General features: G+C 54.8%; 18 protein-coding genes and 2 pseudogenes. 10 read left to right on the top strand and 10 right to left on the bottom strand.

The features are described from left to right. Window positions 1-362 precede the first annotated feature (362 nt). The 7 genes and pseudogenes from HDF09_RS19640 to HDF09_RS20995 all read left to right on the top strand — a co-directional run. On the top strand, window positions 363-1,349 hold the full coding sequence (locus HDF09_RS19640) for an IS481 family transposase (RefSeq protein WP_183769174.1): 987 nt from the start codon (window positions 363-365) through the stop codon (window positions 1,347-1,349). Window positions 1,350-1,844: 495 nt separating this feature from the next. Further along, window positions 1,845-2,039 carry a hypothetical protein gene (locus tag HDF09_RS19645; protein WP_183769175.1) on the top strand — a complete coding sequence of 65 codons (195 nt, stop codon included), beginning with the start codon at window positions 1,845-1,847 and terminating at the stop codon, window positions 2,037-2,039. A gap of 166 nt (window positions 2,040-2,205) precedes the next feature. Next, window positions 2,206-3,378, top strand: coding sequence for a radical SAM protein (locus tag HDF09_RS19650; protein WP_183769176.1), 1,173 nt, complete (start codon window positions 2,206-2,208; stop codon window positions 3,376-3,378). A gap of 30 nt (window positions 3,379-3,408) precedes the next feature. Then, entirely contained in the window at window positions 3,409-4,545 is a 1,137-nt protein-coding gene (locus HDF09_RS19655) for an aKG-HExxH-type peptide beta-hydroxylase (RefSeq protein WP_183769177.1), read from the top strand. A gap of 153 nt (window positions 4,546-4,698) precedes the next feature. Further along, window positions 4,699-5,479: pseudogene (locus tag HDF09_RS19660) on the top strand (IS5 family transposase). 33 nt (window positions 5,480-5,512) lie between these two features. After that, a complete protein-coding gene (locus HDF09_RS19665; protein ID WP_183769178.1) occupies window positions 5,513-5,857 on the top strand; it encodes a hypothetical protein in 345 nt (114 codons plus the stop codon). Window positions 5,858-5,994: 137 nt separating this feature from the next. Beyond that, window positions 5,995-6,363: pseudogene (locus tag HDF09_RS20995) on the top strand (PAS domain-containing protein); the annotation flags it as partial. Between the two features lie 96 nt (window positions 6,364-6,459). On the opposite strand, the gene HDF09_RS21000 reads toward HDF09_RS20995, so the two are convergent. From HDF09_RS21000 to HDF09_RS19685, 4 genes are all read right to left on the bottom strand, one after another. Further along, window positions 6,460-7,116: a hypothetical protein gene (locus tag HDF09_RS21000; RefSeq protein ID WP_260181848.1), complete on the bottom strand. Its 657-nt coding sequence runs from the start codon at window positions 7,114-7,116 to the stop codon at window positions 6,460-6,462. Window positions 7,117-7,221: 105 nt separating this feature from the next. Next, window positions 7,222-8,643, bottom strand: coding sequence for an FAD-binding oxidoreductase (locus tag HDF09_RS19675; RefSeq protein ID WP_183769179.1), 1,422 nt, complete (start codon window positions 8,641-8,643; stop codon window positions 7,222-7,224). Between the two features lie 89 nt (window positions 8,644-8,732). Further along, entirely contained in the window at window positions 8,733-11,891 is a 3,159-nt protein-coding gene (locus tag HDF09_RS19680) for an ATP-binding protein (RefSeq protein WP_183769180.1), read from the bottom strand. 638 nt (window positions 11,892-12,529) lie between these two features. Then, entirely contained in the window at window positions 12,530-13,228 is a 699-nt protein-coding gene (locus tag HDF09_RS19685) for a hypothetical protein (RefSeq protein WP_183769181.1), read from the bottom strand. A 290-nt stretch (window positions 13,229-13,518) separates the two neighbouring features. Here HDF09_RS19685 and HDF09_RS19690 point away from each other — a divergent pair, with 290 nt between their 5' ends. Continuing rightward, entirely contained in the window at window positions 13,519-15,459 is a 1,941-nt protein-coding gene (locus HDF09_RS19690; protein WP_183769182.1) for a winged helix-turn-helix domain-containing protein, read from the top strand. A gap of 545 nt (window positions 15,460-16,004) precedes the next feature. Here the strand turns inward: HDF09_RS19690 and HDF09_RS19695 are convergent. The 4 genes from HDF09_RS19695 to HDF09_RS21415 all read right to left on the bottom strand — a co-directional run bounded on the left by HDF09_RS19695 (window position 16,005) and on the right by HDF09_RS21415 (window position 18,875). Further along, complete coding sequence (locus tag HDF09_RS19695) at window positions 16,005-17,375, bottom strand: alpha-L-fucosidase (protein WP_183769183.1); 1,371 nt, start codon at window positions 17,373-17,375, stop codon at window positions 16,005-16,007. A gap of 249 nt (window positions 17,376-17,624) precedes the next feature. After that, on the bottom strand, window positions 17,625-18,017 hold the full coding sequence (locus HDF09_RS19700) for a DUF6632 domain-containing protein (RefSeq protein ID WP_183769184.1): 393 nt from the start codon (window positions 18,015-18,017) through the stop codon (window positions 17,625-17,627). Between the two features lie 45 nt (window positions 18,018-18,062). Beyond that, the gene (locus tag HDF09_RS19705) at window positions 18,063-18,497 is read right to left on the bottom strand and encodes a DUF6632 domain-containing protein (protein ID WP_183769185.1); all 435 of its coding nucleotides are present in this window, start codon (window positions 18,495-18,497) and stop codon (window positions 18,063-18,065) included. Between the two features lie 48 nt (window positions 18,498-18,545). Then, complete coding sequence (locus HDF09_RS21415) at window positions 18,546-18,875, bottom strand: PLDc N-terminal domain-containing protein (RefSeq protein WP_406705128.1); 330 nt, start codon at window positions 18,873-18,875, stop codon at window positions 18,546-18,548. Between HDF09_RS21415 and HDF09_RS19710 the strand changes: the two genes are divergently transcribed. Then, a complete protein-coding gene (locus HDF09_RS19710; protein WP_260181835.1) occupies window positions 18,870-20,564 on the top strand; it encodes a TonB-dependent receptor domain-containing protein in 1,695 nt (564 codons plus the stop codon). The genes HDF09_RS21415 and HDF09_RS19710 overlap by 6 nt on opposite strands. Window positions 20,565-20,918: 354 nt before the next feature. Here HDF09_RS19710 and HDF09_RS19715 read toward each other — a convergent pair whose 3' ends face one another. Continuing rightward, on the bottom strand, window positions 20,919-22,577 hold the full coding sequence (locus HDF09_RS19715) for an alkaline phosphatase family protein (protein WP_183769186.1): 1,659 nt from the start codon (window positions 22,575-22,577) through the stop codon (window positions 20,919-20,921). A gap of 351 nt (window positions 22,578-22,928) precedes the next feature. Here HDF09_RS19715 and HDF09_RS19720 point away from each other — a divergent pair, with 351 nt between their 5' ends. Further along, window positions 22,929-24,230, top strand: coding sequence for a GRP family sugar transporter (locus tag HDF09_RS19720; protein ID WP_183769187.1), 1,302 nt, complete (start codon window positions 22,929-22,931; stop codon window positions 24,228-24,230). Between the two features lie 2 nt (window positions 24,231-24,232). Here the strand turns inward: HDF09_RS19720 and HDF09_RS19725 are convergent, their stop codons facing one another. Beyond that, window positions 24,233-25,258, bottom strand: coding sequence for a LacI family DNA-binding transcriptional regulator (locus HDF09_RS19725; protein ID WP_183769188.1), 1,026 nt, complete (start codon window positions 25,256-25,258; stop codon window positions 24,233-24,235). Window positions 25,259-25,385 lie beyond the last annotated feature (127 nt).

The following is a 25,385-nucleotide window of genomic DNA, read 5'->3' on the forward strand; positions in this document are numbered from 1 at the left end:
GCATCGAATGTTGAAATGCGACCTATCGAGCAAGCTGCCATCATCTCTTCTCCGCAAGCCACTGTCTGGCGTTGAACACTTGTCTTACCTGCCACCTGGCGAAGGTTGGGGTAGCAAGCGTCAAGGGGAGGGGTATCTCCCACCCTTGGAACGGAGCGATAGCGGGAGTGGAAAGGGCGCAGCGCAGCGGAGGTCTGCACAAGCAAAGCGCGGAAGACTGGGGAGACCCCTTGACGGGCGCGGGGGGCGGAGCCCACTGAGCGTACTTAGCACTTCCGTTACAAAACAGACCGGAGACATGGTTTACAGCGGAGCGCGACGGCGACAATTTCTCAGGTTTGGGCAACGCAAGACGATGTTGTATGCCTTGGAAAGAGAGTCGAATCTTGGATCAACGTCTGCAATTCTTATCGAGTTATCAAAAAGAGGAGATGTCAGTAGCGGACCTTTGCCGTGAGTATGGAATCTCCCGTCCAACGGGCTACCGCTGGATCAATCGCTATAACGAGACAGGACCGGAAGGACTGGTAGATCGCAGCCGCCGCCCGCATAGTTGCTCCCACGCGACGCTAGAGCCAATCGAGAACGCGATCTTTGCGCTTCGGGCCAAGCATCCGTCCTGGGGCGCGCGAAAGCTCAAGGCGAGGCTGGAGATGCTACAGCCAGACGTGGTGTGGCCTGCGGCCAGTACGTTCGGCAACATCCTGAGCCGAGCGGGCTTGACCAGTCCGCAGAAGAAGAGAAAACGTACCACGCCATGCTCAGAGCCTTTCTCTCTGGTGACGGGTCCGAATCAACTGTGGTGCATGGATTTCAAAGGCTACTTCACCACCGGCGACGGCAAGCGCTGTGATCCGTTCACGATCACTGACGCGCATAGTCGCTTTTTGATTCGTTGCCAGATCGTCTCGCGTATGGACCTCAGCCAGGTTCGAGCGATCTGCGAAGCAGCCATGCGAGAGTACGGGGTCCCAGCACGGATCAGAACCGACAACGGCGCACCGTTTGCGGGCACGGGGCTTCTGGGGCTGTCGAAGCTCTTGCTCGGCTGGATGAAGCTCGGGATCGTGCATGAGCGCAATCAAGCAGGCCGACCGCAACAAAACAGTCGCCATGAGCGGATGCATCGCACGCTGAAGGAGGACACGACGAAACCGCCTGCGGCATCCCTTCGCGCACAGCAGAGTCGCTTCGATAACTTTCGCTACGTGTTCAACAACGAGCGCCCGCATGAGGGCCTGCACAACCAAGTTCCCGCAAGTCTCTACATCCCTAGCTCGATCCGACTGGAGATTGGAGAACTCAATGTGGAAGAGCTTCGTTTTAGAACTGCGCGAAGAGTGGTCTGAGCCTGTCGATGAGTGCATTGGCCTGAACGCGCCAACTGAGCGTTCGCTGCCCGAAGTGCGTAACAGAAGCAAGTTTCCGTTAGACATCCCATATATTGAGTAAGAAGAGCCGACTGCCCGAGTCCGAGACTGCCGTTAGTACGTGCGAGCTATGCGCCCACTTTGATGACGATCTTGCCAAAGGTACCCCGCCCAAGGTGTTCATATCTTCGCGGGCCTGCTCAAACGCGTAAACCCTTGTCAATAACTGGATGAATCTCATGCTTGTTAAGAGAGTCGTTCATACGTTCGCGAGAGATTGGACGGCCAGCCCCACTCCAATGTATTATTCCGTCGATCGTGCGAGTTGAGGCAGTCGCGCGGCATAACCTCAAGCCAAACGTGAACGCCGACGAAAGTTCTCCTTTGACGCTGGCGAGTGTGCATCCGGGCCGGGCAATTCCAAAGTCCCTTAACCGGCGGACTCCCTGCGCCGCCCCACACCTAGGAGGATTCATGAACCACGCGACTAGCTACCCCGATGCCCGCATCGTAGTCTCGACCGACACAAAAGGTCAGGGGCTCGAGGCTGGTGTCAAAGACTTGAACCCGATTCTTCAGGAGATTCTTGCGTCTGCGAAATCGGAGCACAAAAGACCAAAAATGGATTCCACGAAGTTCGGCCGCCTGACCTTCTCCCAGCACGCTTGAAGCGGTCTGCCCTTTCATCGAGTCGCATGCTCGCGATTGATTCACGGGATCCGGCCGCTATCTAGGTCTTGCTCGACCAAGCAAGTCGTTTGGGAAGGTCGGTGAGGAGCGTCCGTTCGCCGATTTCGGGCGTAGGGATGGAGCGTAATCGAATAACGGAGTTCCCTTGCAGAACATCGAATTCAAATCCATCCCGGAACTCGGCGAATACTATTTCGGCACTACCTTTGTGATGAAGGTGGCAGGGCGCTGCAATCTGAACTGCAGTTACTGCTACATGTATAACAAGGGCGATACAACCTACACATCCCGCCCGCGCTTGATGTCGCGGGAAATCGCAGAGGCGTCCCTGACGCGCATCGGTGCGTATGCACGCCGGCATGAACTTAGCCGTGTCGTGCTCGGAATTCACGGGGGCGAACCATTGCTCGCAGGGCGGGAGTGGATGGGTTGGTTTCTGGAACTCGCCAAGCGCACAGCTGAATCCGCCTGTGTTCCGTTCCTCATCGCACTGCAAACCAATGGTGTGCTGCTCGATGAGCGATGGATGGAGCTGCTGGCCGGTTACGACGTTCTGCTTGGCATCAGTGCCGACGGGCCACCTGAGATTCACGACTTGGTGCGCATTGATCACGCCGGGCGCGGATCGTATACGCAGGTGCGACGTGCAATCGAGTTGCTGGCCAGCTCGTATCCCGCTACTTGGGGTATCCTGACCGTAGCTGATCCGGCCATTCGCGGGACTGAAGTCCTGAAGCATTTCGTGGACCTTGGCGTTCCCAGGATTGATTTCCTCTGGCCGGACTATCACCACGATAATCGGCCACCCTGGCCCGCTGGTTCGCTCGCGAAATACTACTGCGAACTGTTCGACTACTGGTACGGATTGCCTTCGCCGCCCCACATTCGCTGGTTTGAAACGGCCATGAGCCTCCTACTTGGTCGCGGCTGGGGATTCGATGGCCTGGGTCCCGATCCAGTTACAGACATCATGGTGGAGTCGGATGGAACGTGGGAGCCGCTTGATACGCTGCGCACTTGCGGTAACGGCATCACACGAACTGGGCTCGATGTGAGGACGCATGACGTCGAGGCCATCTGGGACGTGCCCTTGTACCAGATTGGTATTCAGAACCAGGATCTGCTGCCTGCTGTTTGCAGGGCGTGTGAGTACCGCCAAGTCTGCGGCGGCGGATACCTTCCACATCGTTATAGTCACGCTGCTGGTTTTTCCAACCCTAGCGTGCACTGCCGTGATCTGTACGCAGTCCTCTGCCACATTCGGCAGCGGATGGCTACGGACTTGCAGAAAGCCGGTCTTACTGCGGTGGCCGACTAGCTCCTCCACAGTTAGGGAGACAATTACTCGATGTTGGACAGCGTTGTTGAGACCCTCCGATGGCAGTTTTCCGAGCAGACGTCGTTGGACACCGCCGAGGAAAACTACACCTCGGTTCTCGCTCAGGCGCTCGGTGCGAAGTTACGCGAGCTGTATGCCCAGGATCAGAGCCGGGGCGAAGAGATCCAGAAGCTGCTTACTGGAACCGATGCCGCGAGCTTGCGTGGCGTGTTGCTGGCACCTGAGACCTCGACCCGAGTACTTTGGAACCACCCAGGTGCCTGCGACGACCGCGACATCTGGCATTATCTAGACGACGTCCTCACAATCGAGCAGATTCGTAGCGGATGCGCCAGGGAGGATGTCGCGATCCGGAGCTTCACCTCTTGGTCAGCGCTAGGCGACTTCTTCTTGAGCGAAGAGGGAATTATTATTGCGCAAACGCCGATTTCTGGCCTCGTGATTGATGCGGCCAGTCCGGCGGCGACTTGTTTCAAGTCGTCCAACGCATTAGACCAGTCGCTGCAGTTGTCGTGCTATACCGATCTCTCGCTGAAGGCGAAGGCGCTGAGTTGTTTCCAGGCTGCCATGGATGGACTGGAAGCCGTCGATATACGGCTGGCTGCATTTGTTCGCAAATTCACCAGGGTAGCCAACCTCATCGTGGATGCCGATGGGAGATTCTCTTCGGGATCTACAGGTGAATACGTCGGCCGCTCCATTTTCTGCAACGCGCATTTGCCGGCAGTGGATGCTGGCATTCTGGCGGAAGCTCTCGTGCACGAGTCCATTCACTCACTGCTTTACATGCATGAAACTTGCGAGCCGTGGGTCGCCAGCGACGACTTGCGAGCTAACGACGCTGTGGTTGTGTCTCCCTGGACGGGTGTGCGGTTGCCATTGCGTAACTACTTGCAGGCTTGCTTTGTGTGGTTCGGCCTGGCAGAGTTCTGGAGCATGGCTCACGGCTCCGACGCGTTCCCGGGCAAGCAGTGCGTTGCACGATATAAGGCAGCGGCACGCGGTTTCAACAGCGCCCCGTTGGAGGATAACATCGCCTCGTTTCAAGTGCAGATATCCGCCGAGTTGCTGGACAAACTCCGTTTGATGCAAAGCTTGCGTCAGGATCCGGACGGGCGGAACAACGCCAAGTGCGCTAATCTTTAGCGGGCTGCCGGATTTTCCGCTATCGCGAAGCTGCAGCATTCTCGACGAGTGCCAAATCGCCAAGTCACTCATCGAGACTGAATCGCGAACGGTAGCTAGGCCGTATCCACATATAGACTTTTCAGATTTGTACTGATTTGTTTCAGTTGGAGTGTGGCGAGTCGATACGAGTTGAGTGAAGCGCAGTGGGAGCGGATCAAGGACCTGCTTCCGGGTCGAGTAGAGCATGTGGGGCGGACGGCGCTGGACAACCGCCACTTCGTCAACGGCGTGTTGTGGGTGTTGCGTTCTGGGGCGCGATGGAGTGATCTTCCAGAGAGCGCTATGGCAAGTACAAGAGTGTCCACACTCGTTTTATGCGCTGGGCGCGAAGCAAGGTATGGGAACGCATTTTCGACGATCTGGTGCGGGACAAGAAAAACCAGTACCTGATGATCGACTCGACGATCGTGCGAGCGCACCAGCAAGCGGCCACGGGCCGCAAAAAGGGGGCGAAGAAGACAAGGCTCTGGGGCGTTCCCGAGGAGGTCTGAGCACCAAAATCCATCTGCTGGCCGACGAAGACGGGCTGCCTCTGCGGTTCCGCATCACTGCAGGACAGGCCGGAGAGTATGCACCGGCTGCAGAGTTGCTCGAAGGGCAAACTGCGGAAGCTGTCATCGCCGACCATGGCTACGATGCAGATGTTTTGGTGGCACAGTCGGAGAGCTTCGGTGCGAAGGCCGTGATCCCGCCCAAATGTAATCGCAAGCTACAGCGAGCCTATGACCGCCAACTCTACAAGCACCGCAACCGCATCGAACGATGCTTCAACAAGCTCAAACACTTCCGGCGCTTCGCCACAAGGTACTGCAAAACCATACAGGCTTTCCGCTCCTTCACCGCTCTCGCATGCGCATGGCTCAGGCTCAAGCTATATGTGGATACGCCCTAGGTTCCGTATACTTGGTGTCTCGAAAGCTAGCCAATGCAGGCAATCATCTATCGCCGTTACGGTCCACCCGACGTTCTTGAATACAAGGAATTAGACAGACCTGTTCTGGCCCCAGGAGAGGTCCTGATTCAGGTTCGCGCCGCATCGGTCAACCCATACGACTGGCATTTTCCGCGCGGGACGCCGTCTTTCATCCGTCTGTTTACCGGACGGCGACGGCCAAGTTACAAAAGCTTCAACGACATTAACCAAATTCTGCTGAAAGACACACTTTCAAACGAACCCAATGTCAATCTGCTGAACCAGCAAAAGCAAGCAATGGATATCCTACGTGTCGAACTTGCCGAACTCACCTCCGAGCAGACCAATATCCGCTAAGCAAATCGTGTAAGACTGACGCGTATTCTGGGCAGACTGTCCGCAATCGGTATTGGGGGCGGTGCGTTTACGCGGTCCTGCTTCTTTGGTACGGAAATGCTCTCTTTCGCGAGATCACGTCGGCTTTTCGACAGCAGTTGTACGAGACTGAACTCCGGCGCGACTATTTAGAGACGACTCTGGAGAGCATTGGGGACGCCGTCATTGTCTGCGACTCCTCTGGGAAAGTAACGTTGATGAATACTGCCGCCGTGGAGGCGACGGGTTGGAAGAGCGAGCAGGCGAAAGGGCAGCCACTCGAAAGTGTGTTTCGGATTATTAACGAAGGCACGAGGGAGCCCGTAGAGAGCCCCGTTGCGAAGGTTCTTCGAGTCGGCGGTGTAGTCGGGCTCGCGAACCACACCCTCCCGGTCCGACGCGATGGGTCGGAGTTACCCATTGACGACAGTGGAGCGCCCATACGTGGAAAGAACAAGGAGATCGTTGGCGTTGTGCTGGTTTTTAGGGACATTGCGCAATCTTCTTTCGGGACTCAAGCGAATCGCGAATTTTCCGGAATCGCCCAGACCAACACTCGTGATGGCGGGACGAAGTTTAAATATTCAGGCAGCCCAGCGTGCAATCTCCGGACAGTCCTGTCCTCCAAGCCACATCGTAATCACGTCGGCTATCTCGCAAGCTTGCTCGGCGATTTGACCCAGGCAGCGGACAATCGACAATTCGAACTGAGCAACGGATCCCGCACGCCGTGCGATTACTATCTGATCAAGGTCGAGTGTCGATGCAAGCCATAGATGACCACTCAGGGCATTCAGGATTGCTCTCGAGTGCTGAATCTCCCGATTGAATAGGGCTACGGTGTACAGGCGCACAAGACCATTGATGAAATTTTCCACCTCTTTGTATGACGAAATGGAAGATTCGCTCTCGCGATCGCTCTCCAAAATGAGCAAAGTATTTTGCGCAATCTCCGTGGCCGCTGTAACCGTGACAAGTAATGCGCCGTACAAGCGCAATGCGAAACAAGCTGGTGGCGCGTTCTCATCAAAGAAGTCGTTTGCGACGTTTAGAGTGCTACCTTGATCGCCGAATCGAAGTTGCAACTCGCACAAGTCGTGCTGGGCTTGGTGAACGAGGCGGCAGGCTTCGATACTTTTTAGCTCATATGCTTTGATCGCGTAATCGACGGTTCGTTGCGAAAGCCTGGCCATTCTGAGCAGGTGAGAATGTGAAATGAAACTCGTTTCGCGGTACTCCATAATTCATTCGTTCCTTTCTGATCTCGCACGACTTATATCTGTCTCGTCAGCAGATGATCGACCAGTACAGCTAATAGACAGCAAGGGTTCGTTGCTGGAAGACGTTCAACCAATATGGCTGAGTGTCTGATCGGCGGAAGCCATCGAGTTCGCGTGTGCTGGAATATTCTGATTTACTCGAAAGAAGTTGGTCGGGTCATACCTTTCCTTGAGCTTGACCAGCTTGTCGAAGTTGTCCTGATACGTTGCGCGAATCCGGTCTTCTCCTTCGCCGTCCATCATAAAGTTGACATATGCGCCGCCGGTTCCGTAGGGATGCAAAGCCTCCCAATATGCTTTGGCCCAGGACGTGATGCGGTCCTTATTGGCCGGATCCGGATCAACGCCGACAATGACTTCGCTCCAGACAGCGTTGCGATGACTCCATGGAGTGTCATTTCGTCCCGGCTTATGTGCGGCACCGTTGATCGGGTAGAGATGCATCGTGGAGTGCAATGTCGGAAGGTCCGACCCGTGTTTTACGTGAAGTGCGATCGCTTCGTCGCTCAACTCATTGACGAAGTCCGCCTTCCAATACCACTGAAGGCCCGGAGTGTAGAGTCCGTCGAACATGCCCTGCAGCATCGGGAATGGCATTGGTGCGAAGAATTCGAAAGACGGCGAGCGGAAACTACGTAGCGGCTCCAGGATCTCATTGGCTTGTTCGAGTCCTCCGTTGTAGCACCATACGATGGCACACATCTTCTTGAAGTGCAGAGCTTCGGGAAACGGCGGCGCGGGGGGTACAGTGATAAATGCAAAGAATCCATTGATCTCCTCCGGCGCCTGCACGATGAACTCGCGGTACCACTTCATAATGTCGGCTGCATGATCCAGTTCCCACAACATCGGGCCTGCGCACACTGTTGAAACTGGATGCGCCTGGAAAAGAAATGACGTAACGACGCCGAAGTTCCCGCCGCCTCCACGTATTGCCCAAAACAGGTCGCTGTTTTGATCGGCGTCGGCCGTGACAAATGTTCCGTCTGCCAGCACTACATCAGCAGCCAGAAGGTTATCGATTGTCAGGCCGTATTGCCTTGTCAGATGGCCCATGCCGCCGCCCAGCGTCAGACCACCTACACCGGTGGTCGAGATGATTCCGGATGGCACAGCAAGTCCGAAGGCGTGCGTGCCGTGATCTACGTCGGCCCAAGTGCAACCTCCACCAACGCGCACGGTTCGTGCAGCAGGATCAACATGAACGTACTTGATCTGCGATAGATCGACTACGATGCCATCGTCGCAAACTCCCAGGCCTCCGGCGTTATGGCCGCCACCACGAACCGAGACAAGCAGATCGTGTTGGCTCGCAAATCGAATCGCGGCCATCACATCGGCGACGTCGGTGCAGTAGGCGATCAGTCGCGGTTTGCGGCTGATCATGGCGTTGTATACTTTGCGGGCCTCTTCATAGCGTTCATCCGAGGGCTCGATCAATTCCCCGCGGAGCTGGCTCTTAAGTTGGGCGATGGCTTCCTGATTCATGGGTCTCTCCAGATCCGGGGAAATAATCACGGATACAAAGACTACTTTGCGCTGCGAGGCGTTCCGAAAACGTTCTAAGGCGGGCCCAATTAGCGTTCGGCGGCGATTTCGGTGGTTTTCAACGGGGGTAGATCACGGAGCCGGGTGGCTGCCCTGATCTCAAACAACGATGCGCCTGTCCGCCGAGCAAGTTCGACTGCCTGACGATAGCTTGCTTGCGCCTGGGAGTAACTTCCGCTTCTGCAGAGGATATCTCCATGAATCCGGTAGAGTTCAGGCGCTGCCCATGCCTCCGCGTTCTTGCCGAGAAAGGCAAATGCAGTGGCGATATTGGCAAGGGCATCCCTTACCTGACCAGCGCGTTCGCAAACCTCCGCCAAAAGGCCATAGTAGAAAGGCAGGCGAAGTTCCGCTCGAACCGATTTCAACGTGTCGAGGGCCGGTCGGATCCTACTCAATCCGGCTGACACATCTCCTTGCAGGCCAATCCCCCAGCCCGCAATAATCTCAGCCACCGCCAGATAATAGACGAATCCATATTTCCGACAAATCTCAGAAGCCTCGTTGGCGCGGGCTAGTGCGAGGTCGTATTCTCCCTGGTAAACGTTCAACATCGCAGCATAGTCGAGGGCGATCCCCAGCGTGAATGGGTGAGAGAATCCACGTGCGCGCGCGATCGATCCGTCGCTCTTCGAAATTGCCTCCCCCGCAAGACCGAACAAGCAAAGCAGATGCGAGAAATACGCACGCTGGAGTACGCCCACGTCCGGACCTGCGAATAGAGAGAGCGCGGGATGTGGAGGCCCTTCTGACGACGGATCAGCCATCTTGATCTCCTCCCACGACGCATGGAGCCGTCCAAGATGAAACAGGCTGGTGCCAAGAAGAAAATGGCCGGCCATCTCCTGTGCAGCTGCCCCTTCGCGTCGTGCATCATCCACTGAGTCCTGCGCGAGTCGCCTCGACTCCTCCAGATCACCTCGTACGATGTGGAATAGCCAGGAGCCACTTACAAGGGGAAAGAGATGATTTTGATCGCCCAACCGTTTCGATAGGATGAGCCCACGCTCGTAAGTCTCGCCGACTTCTGGCATGCTGTAACCAGCAGTCCTGACGAGAGGCGGACCAAGCACCACGAGCAGTCCGAGCTCTTCCCTGTCACGCTTTATGGATTCCGGAAGATCTCTGCAGAGGGTCAGCGCGCGCCTGATCAAGCCTGCAGCTTCGGCATCGGAAAATCGCTGTTTCGCTACGAAAGCTGCAGACTTGTAGGAATTAATTGCCTCTTCAGCCATCCCAGCCGCATCGTAATGGCCTGCCAACCATCCGCTCAACGCCTCGAACTCCGGCGGATAAAGTTCCTTAAGGGCGCGAACCACGCGGCGATGCAGCATCCTTCTCCGAATAGGATTCAATTCGACATACGCAACCTCTCTCAGCAGGCCATGAGTGAAGTCATATGCGTCCACACCCTGGCCATCGATGATACGACGTTGCCATAGTTCTTCTAACGCACGCGACATGCTGTCTTCGTCCCAATCGCTTGCCTTGGCGAGTAGATCAAGCGTGAAAGATCGGCCAACGGTTGCTGCAAGCCCGGCCAGTTCGAAGGCAGGCGCCGAAAGCTGCGCGAAGCGTGCCGTGATCACCGCCTGCAGACGTGGGGGCACCGTGCTCTCTGACGCGTGGTCATCGAGTGATGCACGCACACTCTCCACAACGAAAAGCGGGTTACCTTTCGTAGCCTGATACAGGCTGCTCAGGAAAACGGGATCTATCTCGCGCTTCGCAGTCTGAGCGGCAAGTGCTGCAGTCTCCTCCACGCTAAGCGGATCGATAGCGATCTCGGACGATCGCCCGTGTTGGTCCAACTCTCGCATCAGTCCTGCTAGAGGGTGGTTCCGATCTGTATCTCCCGTGCGGACGGTACCGATCACCAGAAACCGATCGGCTGGCGCAGAACGGAACAGAGAACGGAGCCAGTCGAAGGTGTCGTGATCGCACCATTGAAGGTCATCGACCAGCAGTAGCAGCGGCTTTGGAGCCAGCCGGAATGCCGCGTTCAATGCCTCGTGCAGGTGCATCCGCTGCCAACTTTCCGTGAGCGGTTGAGGCGGCGATAAATCGGCGTTCTCGGCAAGAATTTCGGGGAGAAGTCGGACCAGTTCAGCGAGCTGGGATTTGGGCAACTGGCCGCGCACGAGCCTCAGAGGTTCCGTTCGAAGCCACTCGACCACCGGTCCGTACGCCAATTGTGCGTGCGCGGTATAGCAGCGGGCGAGCGCCGCGGTTCGGCCGAGTTGACGGGAACAAGAGTCAAAGAGCTCCTCAGCCAGACGAGTTTTGCCAACGCCGGGCTCTCCCACAATCAAAGCAAGATGAGATTCGCCCGCTACTACGCGGTGCCAACATCCGATCAGGCGCTCCCACTCTGACTTCCGGCCTACCATCGGTTGCGGTTTTGTTGAAGCGAACGGCGGAAATGCTGCAGGGCCGTTTGGAAGATCGTCAGATTTAAGCGCCTGTGTGAAAATCTCCTGCGTCGCCTTGGCAGGGCTGACACCCAGCTCGCGCTGCAGGTTACGTTTGCACTGGTGATAGACCCGCAGAGCACTCGACCGGTCGTGATTGCGCACATGGAGCCGCATGAGTGTCTGGTAGTACGACTCCCGAAGCGAATCAAGGGCCACGAGCCGAGTAGCGTGGCGAATGCCTTCCCTATAGTCGCCGATCATTTCGAGCAGACCGACGAGACGGCTCAGAACATCCGCGAACTGCTGGCGGAGCAGATCGCGCCTCGGCCGGATCCATTCGTCATAGAGATCGGGCAACAGGTCGTCCTGATAGAGGCGCACTGCATCTTCGAGCGCTTGACGAGAAGCACTTACGTCGCTTTCAGGTCCATGCTCAGCCGCCCGCTTCGCTGACTCGAACTCGGCTACATCAATCGCGCAAGAGTCGTCAGGAAGCCAACGAACCGAGTGATTGTCACTTACCAACAAAGAGCACTCGACAGGTAAGGCGCGGCGAAGATTGTGCAGCAATTGCCGCAGGTTGGTACGGGCCTGCGTGTCTACCGACTCAGGCCAAAGAAGATACGCAAGATGTTCGCGTGATTGTGCCGCTTCGCGATTGAGCACAAGATAAGCAAGCAGCGATCGCATGCGGTTCGTGTTGACCGAAGTGACCGGATTCTGCCCAAAGGTAAAGCGCAGCTTACCTAATAGCTCAATGCGGATCGGCGTCACCCCTGAATACTACCGAAGAACAGCACGAACGTTCGGAAATATGCAGTTACCCAATGGCGGATCGAACTCACGGATATTTCGGCGCTTGATGCGTAGGCCGACCTTGTGCGCAATGTTCTTTTGTAATCTCGGCTTACAGGGCACCTGCCACGAACTGGATAAAGCGATAGCTGTCCATGGTTCGAGATCTGGATGCGACCACCCGAAGTGGGAAATTTCGACGCGAAAATCTCAGCGTTCTGGTAGTTGTCCATGGGGCCACCCACCCGATCCGGTAAATGCCACCCATTTGCCATCATAAGAGAACTTGACCTCAGCGCCGGCATCCGGTAAAGCTTTCTGGAATGTTGTTGAAAATCGCATATACGTCGAGTTGGGCTAGCCCGATTGGAAAGTCGATGAAGATCAGATATCGGCCGTCTCCAGACCAATCGTTGGGAATCGCCGTGCTGGCTTCGGTTATGCGAAAAGGTCAGGAGGATGTCTGATACACCCTTAGTAATCCTGCGTATGGATCGTTCCCGATCGGTGAACATGTTCATTTGTCTTTTGCTCCTTTACGCTGTGGAATCGACCTCCTGAAAACGGAGAGCGGGCTACTGCTGATTAACCCGCTCCCAACCGCAAGCGAGGGTTTTTTAGGGATTGCAGCTGCCCGGATGGGAAGGATCTGGATCGGTGCAGAGCGGTCCCAATTGAGTCTTTTCATCCGGCACACTGATCATCGCGAGTGGCCCTGCGTTGTGCTCTCCGTTGAACGGAGTGAACTTGGTCGGATCGTCCGCGGGGAAGCCGCACGTCGCAGCGTCCTTTGGATTGTTGAACCAGAAACCCAGGTGGAAGGTGTTGGTCGGTGGAAGGGCCGTATCCGGATCGAAACCGAAGATCTGGTCCAGCAGGATCGTCTTGATCCGAACATGGCCGTCGTCGGTGTGCTTGCTGATCTCAATGTCCGACTGATACCACGCAAGACCGAAGCTACCCTTAAAAACAGTTTTGAAGTTCGGATCGGGCGTTTTGTCTGACAGGAACGGACTGCGTTGTACGGTAAACAGATCGAAGGCGAGACCGGGTTTGAATCCATCCAAATCCAGAATTAGAGTGTCGTTGAGTTTGCCTCGAGTGACAGTCGCCCGTGCTCTGGGCTCTTCATACGAGGATTTACGGAGGCAGTCGACAAATTGCGGATTTGCCACCAGATCAAAAGTGATCTCATCTTTCTTGTCTTGGGCTGAGGCCTTCGCCGAAAGGCTTCCCCCCGCTATCGTTGATGCTAAAGCGAAGATGATTGTGCCGATCTCCAGGCGTTTCCAGTACTGCGTTACCATGTTGTTCATCGCATTCTCCATTCGTTGGTAAAATTAGGCCGAATCATGAAACCCCCGACCTGTTCGCCCTCTTGAGAGGGAGGTTGCTGAAACGCTGGTCGCCGAAGGCGGAGCAACGGGAAACGGGGAAGAGCCAAGTTCGATCTCTTCAAGCCTTTCGCCGCAGGGCATTCATAGCGACCAGCAATGTCGGCCACAGTAGCGAAATGGGGCTGGGGTGTCCCTAAGGCTGATCAAGAGTTTTGCAAGGAATTTCCAAAGGATTTCCAAATCCCGCTAAATCTTTGGAGGTCAGTCATTTGTATGAGTTCTCCGGATTTCGTTTTGACCCCGAAAATCACTTGCTGGAGAGTGACGGGAATCCGATTTCGCTCACACCTAAGGCTTTCGAAATTCTGTTGGTCCTGGTCCAGAACGGTAGCCGGCTGACCACCAAGGAAGAACTCATGCGCAAAGTCTGGCCCGACAGCTTTGTCGAAGAGGCCAACCTTACCGTCAACATATCTGCACTTCGCAGACAGCTAGGCGAGAGCCCTGATGGTCATAGGTACATAGAGACGGTGCCCAGGAAGGGATATCGCTTTGCCGTGCCCGTCTCGCATGTGGAGGTGGATAACCACACCGTTGCCGCTCCTTCGGTCATTTCGGTCGAGGAAACCGCTCAAGATATTTTGGTTCCTGGCGCAGACTCTTTGATCAGGGACCGGCGTCGGGCCTCTACCGCTAATGAGACCTCTAACAAAAAGAGAGGCTGGCTTCGCCCGGTCATCGTCGTCCTCAGCCTGATAGCAGTTGTGCTAAGCGGTTTGGGCTATATGGCTTATCGAAACAGATCCGTTCACAGGCAGTTGCCCCGCCGCCTAGCGGTTCTTCCGTTCCAGAACCTACAACAGGACCCGAATACCGAATTCCTCGGATTTTCACTTGCCGACGCGGTCATTACAAAACTTGGTTACGTCAGTGAACTGACTGTCCGGCCTTCATATTCAGTCCAGAAATACAGAACCCAGCCTATCGATATTCCGGCAGTTGCCGCGAGCCTGAAGGTCGATACGCTCCTCACTGGAACCTTTCTGCGTGAAGGTGACAACTTGCGAATCGCCTGCCAGTTGATCGACGTCAAGACGGAGAATCTTCTTTGGAAAGGCGCATTCGATCTTAAATACGACAAACTTCTCACGGTTCAAGACCAAGTGGCGCAACAGATTATTCGGGGTTTGGAATTGACGCTCTCCGCCTCCGAGGCGGGGCGACTAAAGACCGACGAGCCTGTCAGTCCGCTCGCCTACGAATACTATTTGCGCGGGGTAGACCTTTACTCCAAAGGAGACGCCCCAATGGCTGTCAAAATGTTGAAGAAGTCGACCGAGCTCGCACCACATTTCGCCCTCTCCTGGGCCAATCTTGGCAAAGCCTACACTGCGAATGCCTCGTTCCAGTTCGGCGGAGTGGAGCACTACCGCATGGCTCAGGCGGCCTTTGAAAAGGCTCTCTCGCTCGAGCCGGATGAGATGATTACCCGAATCTACATGGCAAACATGTTCACCGACACGGGAAGGGTAGAAAAAGCTGTGCCTCTATTGCGGCAAGCTCTCAAGACAAATCCCAATCAGGCAGAGATTCACTGGGAACTGGGCTATGCCTATAGGTTTGCCGGAATGTTGCCGGAATCTGCCCGCGAGTGTGAATTGGCTCGCCAACTCGATCCCGGCGTAAAAATTAATACCTCGGCCCTTAATGCCTATCTCTATCTGGGTCAATACGACAGATTTCTCCAAAGCCTTCCTAAGACAGATGATGGGCCCTTCATTGCCTTCTATCGGGGCTTCGGTGAGTACTACAAAAAAAACTTGCAGCAGGCAGAGACGAACTTCGATCATGCGTTTGAACTCGATCCGTCTCTTCTCCAGGCTGAGATTGGAAAGGCCTTCAGCTTTGGAATTCAACAAGAGAACGATAAGGCCTCCGCAATCCTGCATTCACTGGAAGCCAAGGTCGTCGAGCACGGTGTGGTTGATCCCGAAGCCATATACAAGATCGCTCAAGCGTATGCGACGATCGGAGACAAAGCCTCAGCGCTTCGCGTCTTGCAAAGCAGCATTCAAGGTGGTTTTTTTCCTTATCCCTATTTTGCGGCCGACCCGCTCCTCGATACCCTCCGTGCCGAAGCAGAATTCTCTAAACTTATCAACGTAGCCCGCCAGCGCCATGAAGCATTTAAGCGCGAATTCTTCTTCTAGCGAGAAAAGAGCAACCTGGTAGACGGTTGTGTCTTTTGCTAAGAAGGTAAAGGTCTTAATAAAGACAGATAGTCTGCATTGAAGATTTTTTTTGAATTTGCAGGAGTCGAGCGGAGCGATGATGGAGTACTCAATCAATGACCTTGCGGACCCTTATCTTGCTCTCAAAGTCTAGTGTCTTCATCGATAATTTTTGTGATTGGGCTGTCTCGCATATAAAAAAATGATCCGAGGATACGCTGTCAAGGAACGCGCATTGGATTCCAAGGGCCGTCTCCAACGTAACGGCTGAAGTCTTGGTTATCGTTTGTCCGATGCTTGCGGAAAGCATACATGCCGCATCTGTATAGATCTGAGCATCCTGTGCGGCGCGCGAAACAGAGACATAGGCAAATCGGCTGTCGATAAACGACGCGTGAACTTGGGTGTCGAGGTTCACCAAGACGCGGTCTGCAGTAAGTCCCTGCGAACTGTAGGACGTCACTGCATAGCCATTGATCGAGGTGGCGGCATTGGCCTGTTATCACCAACTGAGTGTGTCGCTTTTAATTCTTGCCGGTAACTGGAGTTGTGATCGGCTTGATCTGTGCCGCTGGCGATGCAAGTGTCAGCGCGACGATTGTATCGACGGCATCCGTATTTCCGTTCAGTGTGATCTCCACAGAATCATTGGCTTGTTTGCAATCGGCGGTTCCTCCTGTGAGGCTCGAGCAACTCAGTATTTTGGTCGGAAGAGCGGGAAGCGAGAGTGTAGCGCCAGCGGGATGGAGGATGTGAAGATAGATCGTTTTGTCGTGATAGGTTGAGACGCCGAAGTCGCCCGGCAGATATGGACCGCCGCGGGTCGCGTACATGCTTTGTCCGTATCGGTTGAGCCAGTCGCCAATTTCTCGGAGACGCGCGGCTTGTTCCGGCACAATCTGTCCATCCGGGGGTGGGCCGACGTTGAGAAGCAGATTTCCATCGCGTCCGACGGCGCCGACCAGGAGGCGAATGACCTCGTCTCGTGATTTGATGCTGGCGCTCGGCTGATAGCCCCATGCTCCGGTTGTGAGTGTGGTGCAGAGTTCCCAAGGATGCTGGTTGTCGAAGTTGCCCATGGCCTGGTCGCCCTCGCGCGATAGAAAGTCGGCGGGGGCGTCCGTACGGTCATTCATGATGAGGGATGGCTGGAGCTTTCTGAGGTTGTCCACGGCCTGATCATCCTGCCAGGTGAACGAACCGGAGTAGTGCTGATCCTTTGGCCGCGCCTTCCATCCGCCTTTGAAGGCGATGCCGTTGAACCCGAGCCAGTCGACGCCGCCGCCATCGAACCAGAGGATATCGATCTTGCCGTAGTGAGAGGCGAGTTCATTCAGTTGGCGGTGGTATTGCTCGCGCATCTCGTTGGCGTTGGCCTGATAGATGCCAGGGAAGAAGAAGCCGGGATAGCGCCAGTCAAGGGGGGAGTAGTAGAGGCCAACGTGAAGGCCCGCGGCGCGAATGGCTTTCACGTAGTCGGCGACGAAGTCGTGGTGAGCGGCCGATTTCATGGAGGTGAAGGTGCTGTCGGGGTCGTCGAAGAGTGCGAAGCCGTCGTGGTGGCGCGCGGTGAGGACTGTGTACTTCATGCCAGCCGATTTTGCAGTTGCAGCCCATGCGTCAGGATCGAATTTGTCAGGATGAAATTGGGCGGCAAGCTTGGCGTATTCGTTGACTGGAATCTGCTCGTCCCATTGCACCCATTCGCCGCGCCCGGGAATGGAATACACACCCCAATGCATAAAGAGACCGAACTTGGCGTCGCGCCACCATGCAATACGGGAGGCGGCTGCATCGTCGGATATGGTTGATTGCTGCTGCGCCGTCGCAGATGTCATTCCCAGGATGAGCAGCAAAGCCGATGTGAGCCTGGTAATCGTCAGATTTTTCCTCATCTTGTCACGTTCTGATTGCACCAAGCCCACCTGAAGTCTTTCCGCACTCATTACATCATCATTTGTTGCGAGATCGCCAAAACGCACAATGAGTGACTCGGCCTGTTAGCGTCAGTTGAAATTCGAGCTGCCTAGATCACTGCGCACTATCCGGCTTTGCGTACTGATTTCGTCCCGGATGCGGTGGGATGGCGGACAGTTTTTGTCGCCCAGCGGAATAGCAAGACGAGTTGGGTTTTCTGCGCTCGTTCACGCAACTCCTGGCGCGACTGCCTCTCGTTTTGCTGGCAGAAGCGTTAACAGGACGACTCCGATCACAAGGAATACGATCACATCAGTAAAGTTCCGGTGGACGCTGTGAATCCACGCTTTCACGGTTTGAATAGCCATCACCCCGCCATGGGAGATGTCCCACCAAGCTGCTAGAGCAATCATCGAGCGATATTCCGATGGTCTCCTTGCGGCCATGAGTAGAAAGACCCCGACAGGAATAAAAAGCTCAGAAACATCGGTTCGCCCTCGTTCATCTTCTGCAAAAGCCACGCGGAATGCCACAGATCCATATATAGAAAATAAATTATGGACAGATTGAACAGCCCCACGATCACCAGGGCGATTTGTGTTTAGGCGTTCTCTTTTCATATTGACCTCCTTTGGGCGAATCCTGTTGCAAGCGCGCCAGCGGCCCTAAGAAGAGGTGGTTCCAGCTTCGGCTTGGCGGACGATCCGCTCCGGAAGAACGGCCGGTGATGCTTGTTCTGCCGGGAAGAGTGCAAGCAGCGTGACTCCAATCACGCCAAAGATCACAATGTCCTGGGGGCTATCCTTCCTGTGCATCCCGTGCGCCACGGCCTGCGCCGACATGATTGTCATCGTGAACCCATGGGCAAGGCTTGACCACGCCCCATAGGCGATCATCAAGCGATGCTTGGCCGGCTGATTAACGGCCACCAACAGACAGACCCCAAGCGCCGTGTTAAGGCTCAGGAACATCGGCATGACGTCACTATGCCCGCTAAGCCACCTAGAGTGCCACAGATCGTCGAACAGGAGATAGCCCCAAAAGCAATAAAACAAGCCCACCATCACCAACACGACCTGTAAGGCGCGCTCACGTTTCATACCGTCCTCCGTTTTGTGCGATGCAAGGTTATTACCACCTTTTTTACTTCAGATTGTGCGATTGTCAGCTGCAATGCGTCCGATGCTGGAATCCTGCGAGCATCCGCAGTGTGAGCAGAATGCTTCTCCCCCTCGAATAGGCTTGCCACAGGAACTGCAAGGCCCAAGGAGAGGCCCTCGGAACACAAAATAAAGGATGAATCCAATCAAATTGGGTATGAGGAAAGCGGCAATCACCCAGGCCCAAGCAGGCATTTGACGCCTTTTTGCGTCCCCATAGATATATCCGAGGGTAAGGAAAAAAGCCGCGGTGAAGACGCCAAACGTCAAGCCAAACCAAAGCGCTTCTGGCATGGTACTGAGAAATCCTTGTTGCATACACAGGATAACCAGCTTGCATCAACCTTGGTCGGAGCCTACGCATCAGAAACCCGCAACTTCAACCTTTTTCCTCCCGACTACCGTAGCTGGGAGCCCAGTGGCTTCGTGCAGGATAGTTGGAAGGTTAGCCCGAAGTTGACGGTGCTCGCAGGCATTCGTTACGACGTCTTCACTCCTTTCACCGAAGCACATAACCGTATTTCGAACTTCGATTTCCCAGAGGCTGTCACCTTATCCCCTGCAAACATTGGAAACGCATTGAAGATAGCCAATCTTAACGGCGTCAACTCGCAGGTGAACATTTCCACCACCTACTCAAACGTCGCCCCGCGCCTCGGTTTCTCAGCAGAGTTGACCCCGGGAACCGTCGTGCGCGGCGGCTATGGGATAAGCTACTTCCCCGGCAACTACACCTCTAACGCAGACCTGAAGAACCCACCGTTCACCTCAATCTTCAGCCCCAACTGCCAGTCCACCATCGCGGTTCAGATTGAAGCGAGTCTTGGTGCTCTCGCGGGCCAAAACCCGGACTGCGCGACGATAGGTGCACCCGGCGTTATCAACGAAGGTCTGCCCACTCCTGTTCCACCCAACGTATCCGACCTAGCAGGCATTACCGGACTCGCGTTCGTAGCCGAAGCTCCAAAATTCAGGACGGCGATGATCCAGCAGTACAACGTCCAGGTAGAGCAACAGTTTGGCTCCAATGTCTTCACAATCGGCTATGTCGGTAACGTTGGCCAGCACCTGCCGGAGTCGATCAATAACATCAACCAACCCGCACCATTCAACCCCTTGGCTCCGGTAGGCAGTCCGTCCAATCCTGTGGGAGGAGCACATCAACTCCAAGCCCAGCTTCCCAATGTCGGTACTGTTAGCTATATCGCGAGCGAGGGTATATCTAACTACAACGGTCTGCAGATGTCCTTCCAGCGTCGTTTTACCAAAGGGCTGGCATTCGATGCGAACTACACCTGGAGTAAGTCGCTGAGCGACATCACCGGTTTCTCTCAACAAGGTAGCAACCAGGGCTGGAGCGACGCAGATCCAACTCGCATCCGCCAGATCGAGTACGCCAATTCGGAGAACGATATACAGAATCGCTTCGCTCTCAGCTTGAATTACGAACTGCAGTACGGGAAGAACTTCATCGGCGTCAAGAAAGCCTTCCTCTCCGGATGGCAAGCCAATACGATTCTCGTCTGGCAGAGTGGCAAGCCTTTCACCATCATTGAAACCGGCGCAGGTGTCGACAATCCCATAGAGAGTGATGGCATTGCACACGGTTTCAACAATCGAGCGACCCCGCAAAACAGCGGAGGGCAGGATCGTCCTGATCAGATCATGGACGCTCGTCTCAGCCACAAAACCAATTCGCACTTCTTCAACACGGCGGCATTTGCCCCTCAACCACTCGGTACAGTTGGCACGACTCAGCGAAACTCGCTGTTCGGGCCAAACTTCCGCCACGTCGACCTATCCATCTTCAAAACCTTTCCCGTTACAGAGCGTCTGGGAGTCCAGTTTCGGGCGGAGTCCTACAACATCTCAAACACGCCAAACTTCTACATGCCAAACGGCAACTCAGGCGATGCGTTTGGAAACTCGGCCTTCGGACAGATCTCCGCAACAGATCCAAACTACACTCCTCGGCAATACCAATTTGCACTCAAGGCGCTGTTCTAAATTTCAACCGACCTAGGAGCCGGCGGTGGCGAGACACTTCTCCGCCGCCGGTCTTAAGTTTGAAAAAAGAACACGCAACGGATGTTGCATGGAGGTTGCTCATCTTCGAGCCCAGGAACGCTTCCATCAAGATTTTGAGTTCAATCAGAAGACGAACCTTCCTAAAAGTTGGACTTGGCGAGGCCCGTAGAGGATGTTGGAGGTGCTGGTGGGTGTTCCGAAGGAGGGTTGGGAGCGAAGCTAGGGCAGCACGAATCCGTAGCGCTGTGAAAGGAGGAGGTGCGATGATCGATCACGTCACGATCGCGCTGTCTTTATTTGGAGACTTGCCCAGATGATTAGTTTTTTTTGAGCCTAGTTCAGTCCCGAATCGATGACCCAGCTAGAGCCCGGCCCCTCCGCTCTGAGGGCTTCCGTCAATGGCCGGCCAACCGCCGCGCTGGGGCGGTTGATACGTAGGAGCGACGCAAATGTAGCAGCGATATCAACCGGCGCCACCATAGTGTGATAGGTTCCCGGGATAAACGGTTCTCCGAAGAACCCCAGGGGGACATGGCGATCATAACTATTGGCTGTGAAGTGTGTCGTGCCACTTCCCTTCCAAGGAAACTGGTAGGGACCAAAATTGATATGGAGTGCCCAGCCCACGTTGGGCGAATAACTGTGCGCAATCAAACGGCTGTATTGCGTGTCGGGCAAACGTCCTTCACGCATCTGTTTGCTTGTATAGACGTGCGTTAGAACCGGAAGCTCTTTGCGACTTTCCATTTCTTTTGCGTCACTGAATTTCGCGAAAACCTCTTGCAACATATCCGCTGTTGTGTCTTCTGCCGTTTCCTCAGAAAGACCAACCGCCTCAAATGCTTCCCGGTTTAGCAATAAGTAAGGGTTATCCATCTGGAGGATATAGGCGCCCTTGCCTTTGAGTGGGTATTTCTGCTCCAACATCGTTTCGAGCGGCTTTGTGAACGATTCAGGAGAAAATCCGAGCACGGGCATGCGATCGGCATCACCGGCTGTCTGGCTCGTTGCTACGCCGTGATCCCCTGTGACCGCAACGATAATATTCTTGAGACCAAGGGTTTGATCGAGATGGCTGAAGAAGGTGTCCAACAAGGCATCGGACTGAACGATGAGAGCCTCCTGCGAGGAGTCGTCCGGGCCGAAGGCGTGTCCATTGATATCAGTTGAAGAGATGGAGATTGTGATCATGTCCGTAACGCCGGCTGGATTTTTGCCGAGTTTTTCGGCGTCGATGAGGGCCTGCGCGAAGTCAAGCTGATATTGGACGCTCGCAGAGCTCCTGCCTACCATCTCGTAAAAACTTCCCTGGGGAACGTGGCTCTTTGCGCGAGCGTCTGCCGCATGATTGCCGTTGTTGAAATCTCTGACCCATTGCGGAAGATCTTTCATCCAGTAAGTCGAAGTGACCCATCGGCCCGTTTCATGGTCCACCCAAAAAGCTCCATTTGTGGCGTGGCCACTTGTAAGAATCGCAGCCCGGTCCTTCATAGATACACCATAGACCCGGGAGCGTCCCCGTGTCGCGAGTACGAGCTCATCTCCAAGTGTCGTGGCCATTTCTCGATGGGCGGAGGCGCCGATGAGATCTTTTGTCCCGGCCGGAGCACCGACAAGCTCATAACGATCGTCGGCGACGGAGCTCACCTGTCGCAGCGTGCCGTCAGAGGAGCGCTCATACCACTCGTTCAACGGAATCTGATGGGAGTCGGTGTAGGCTCCAGTGCCGATGGTTGCGTGACCTGCAGCCGTGACAAGATTGGCGTAATCGTAGTAGCAGTCAGTGAAGTGAGCACCCTGTTTGAGAAACAGGTTCCAGCCATTCTTCTCCTTAAACTCGGCACGATACCGATCAAGATAGTCTCCTCGAAACTGATCAAATACGAGAATGATGACAAGCTTTGGCTGGGCGTCGTAAGCGTCGCCGTGCGCTGCCGACGTGCAGAAAGACAGGAGCGTTAGAAAAACGAACAGATGCTCCAACTTCTTCATGCGGATGGCTCCTCACCAGCGACGCTATATTTCTTGCGAATTGATAAAACCGTTTCGGAAACACCGGTCGAGATGACGAGCTCCTGTTTTATGAGAGTGCCAGAGATTCGGAAATGGCTTCGTATGCACAAGAGAATCAATTGACATTTCAAGTCCACAACGGGTAACGTCTCAGCACAAACGTTATCGGTAACTATAAATGACGTCGCGGAGAGATTTGAACTTGCGAGCATTGCGGACAACAAAAGCCGTTTTGACAGATGTGCATTTTTGGATCCCCTTGGGTGTGTTGGCGTTCGGCCTCGGTTTACTTATCTGGTTACATTGAACTAATCAAGGGACGACAACACGATGGCGACTCAGATCGAAAAAGCTTCTCGCCGACGCGGGGACACCGGTTCTTTGCATACGCTGGGAGTCCTTTGTGGCGTGACCGCGGGAGTTTGGTTGGGCGCAGCGGAAGCACCGACAAAGCTCGTCAACGCGGGCTTTTCTCCTTTTGCTATTTCATTGTGTATGGTCGCGGGAGTATTTACGGCACGATGGACTTTTCCAACCTTACTGAAGGGAACGGTCTATGTTTTCCGGGACCTTATGACGTGCAAACATCTGCTAGTGTGGGCGATCCTGGCGGGGGCGCTTTGGGCGGTTGCCAATACGTTAACGGTTTTTGCGATACGCGATGTAGGTCTGGCGATCGCCTTTCCGATGTGGAATACAAATGCACTCGTAGGGCTATTTTGGGGCCGCGTGCTATTTCGTGAGCTGGATGGAGCTGACGGCAAGACAATCGCGAAAGTGTTGCTTGGATCGATTTGCATCGTCGTAGCGGCGATTATGCTCGGGTTCAGCACACTGCATGGCAATACAAGCCCCAGCGGTCACCATGTGTTCGGAGGAGTGCTCGCGGCCATAGGAGCGAGCCTGATGTGGGGAACGATGTACGTTCCGTATAGAAAAGCCTACCTGAGCGGCATGAACCCGCTTTCATTTGTGACTGTGTTCACCGTTGGGGAGTTACTCACCATGTGTCTACTCACGTGGACGCTGGATGGTGGGCGTCACTCGTCGGTTTTTCAACTGGTGCGCGGCGGACAGTTTCTATTCTGGCTATTCCTCGGCGGTTTTGTCTGGGTGATCGGTGATATGTTTCAACAATTCGCCGCGAAATACCTAGGTATCGGTCGCGGCATCCCACTCTCGAACACTAATCAGCTTTGGGGACTTGCGTGGGGAGCCCTCGTATTTGGGGAGCTCGCAACTGCGGACAATAGACATAGACTATTGGTGCTAGCTGGTTCGGCAGTAATGATTCTCGGCGCGCTCTTCATCAGCACAGCGAAGGCCTCCACTGCTGAGCATTCCTCCAGAAACGAAGCATTGGAACGTGAATGTGATCGCTATGGTCTGGACTACAACCGAGTGCTGCTGGCGCAGAGCGGAGAAGAGCTGAACCAACGTTCTGAAGGGCGCCGCTGGTGGGATTATGCCATCATTCTGACCGCAATCGCTGTCTTCGTCTGGCTAGGAGCTAAGGCTGTTGTGCCTCCCCTCGCAATGAATTTCGCGTGGATTATTATCCTTGCGGCACTGCTTCTGGTGAGTTTGGTTGGATGTGGCTACCGTCTTTATAAGCAGACAGGATTCTCATAGAGCTAAATTTTCTGCTCAGGATTTGGCACTGTGGATTGACGTACGACTAACCTTGGTTCCAATAGGATTGTCTTCGGAGGCAGATCAGGATTTGTTGTCAGTTCGAGAGCGAGTTCTCCTGCACGAACACCGAGCAAATCCGGTTGCTGGTCGACACTAGTCAAGGGTATCCGTAGATGTTTGGCATAGCGCAGGTTGCCGGACCCGACAAACGCAATATCTTCCGGCGTCTTGAGCCCGGCTTCACGTGTCGCTTGCATCGCACCGATCGCAGTAAGATCGTTGTAGCAGAACACGGCATCTGGACGCCTACGCAGCTTCAGAAGATCCTGCATCGCTTGATATCCAGCCTCATCACCCAGCTCTTCGAAACGATTGCACGTTACGATGAGTTCTTCGCGCGTCTCCATCCGCTGGTTTTGAAGGGTGTCGCGATATCCTCTGAGGCGCTCGAGCGAAGGGCTTATCTCACGACCGCCTATGTGAGCGATGCGCTTCTTCCCGATTGAGATCAGGTGCTCGGTTGCGATGCGGCCGATCTTGTAGTCGTCAGAGCCGACAAAGTGGGCCGAGAGATAAGGAAAGTTTCGGTCGAATAAGAGAAATGGCGTCTTCTCGTCACCAAGTTCGTAGAAGTTTTTGAGACGTGCCTGACTTGAAGCAATCAGCAGCGCATCTACGCCGCGCCCGACAAGCGTTCGAATCTCTTGCTGTTCAAGCTCTGGGTTTTCTTCTGAAGACGCAAGCAACAGCGCCATATGCGAAGCGCGGAGAACACCGGCGAGCGATTTTGCGAACTCTGCAAAAAAAGGATGAACCAGATCAGGCACTACGAGGCCCATTGTGTACGTTCGACCGCTTGCGAGGCCACGGGCCAGCATGTTGGGCTTATAGTGAAACTCCTGCATTCGCTTAAGCACGCGTGCGCGCGTTTTCTCACTTATGTCTTGATTGCCACGTAGCACCTTAGATACCGTAACCGTCGAAATCCCGAGGTCGCGTGCGATATCTTTGAGACGTATTGCCAAGTGTGGCCCCTTCCTGCAACAGCATACTAAAGCGTCGTGAAAGTCTGATGGTTGCAAATAATGAAGCTTCTATAGCCTACAGGGGCATATTGTGAGCTACAAGAAGCTTCATCTCGCGTCCCTCCTG

Origin of the sequence: Edaphobacter lichenicola, assembly GCF_014201315.1 — a bacterium.
GTDB classification, from domain to species: domain Bacteria; phylum Acidobacteriota; class Terriglobia; order Terriglobales; family Acidobacteriaceae; genus Edaphobacter; species Edaphobacter lichenicola_B.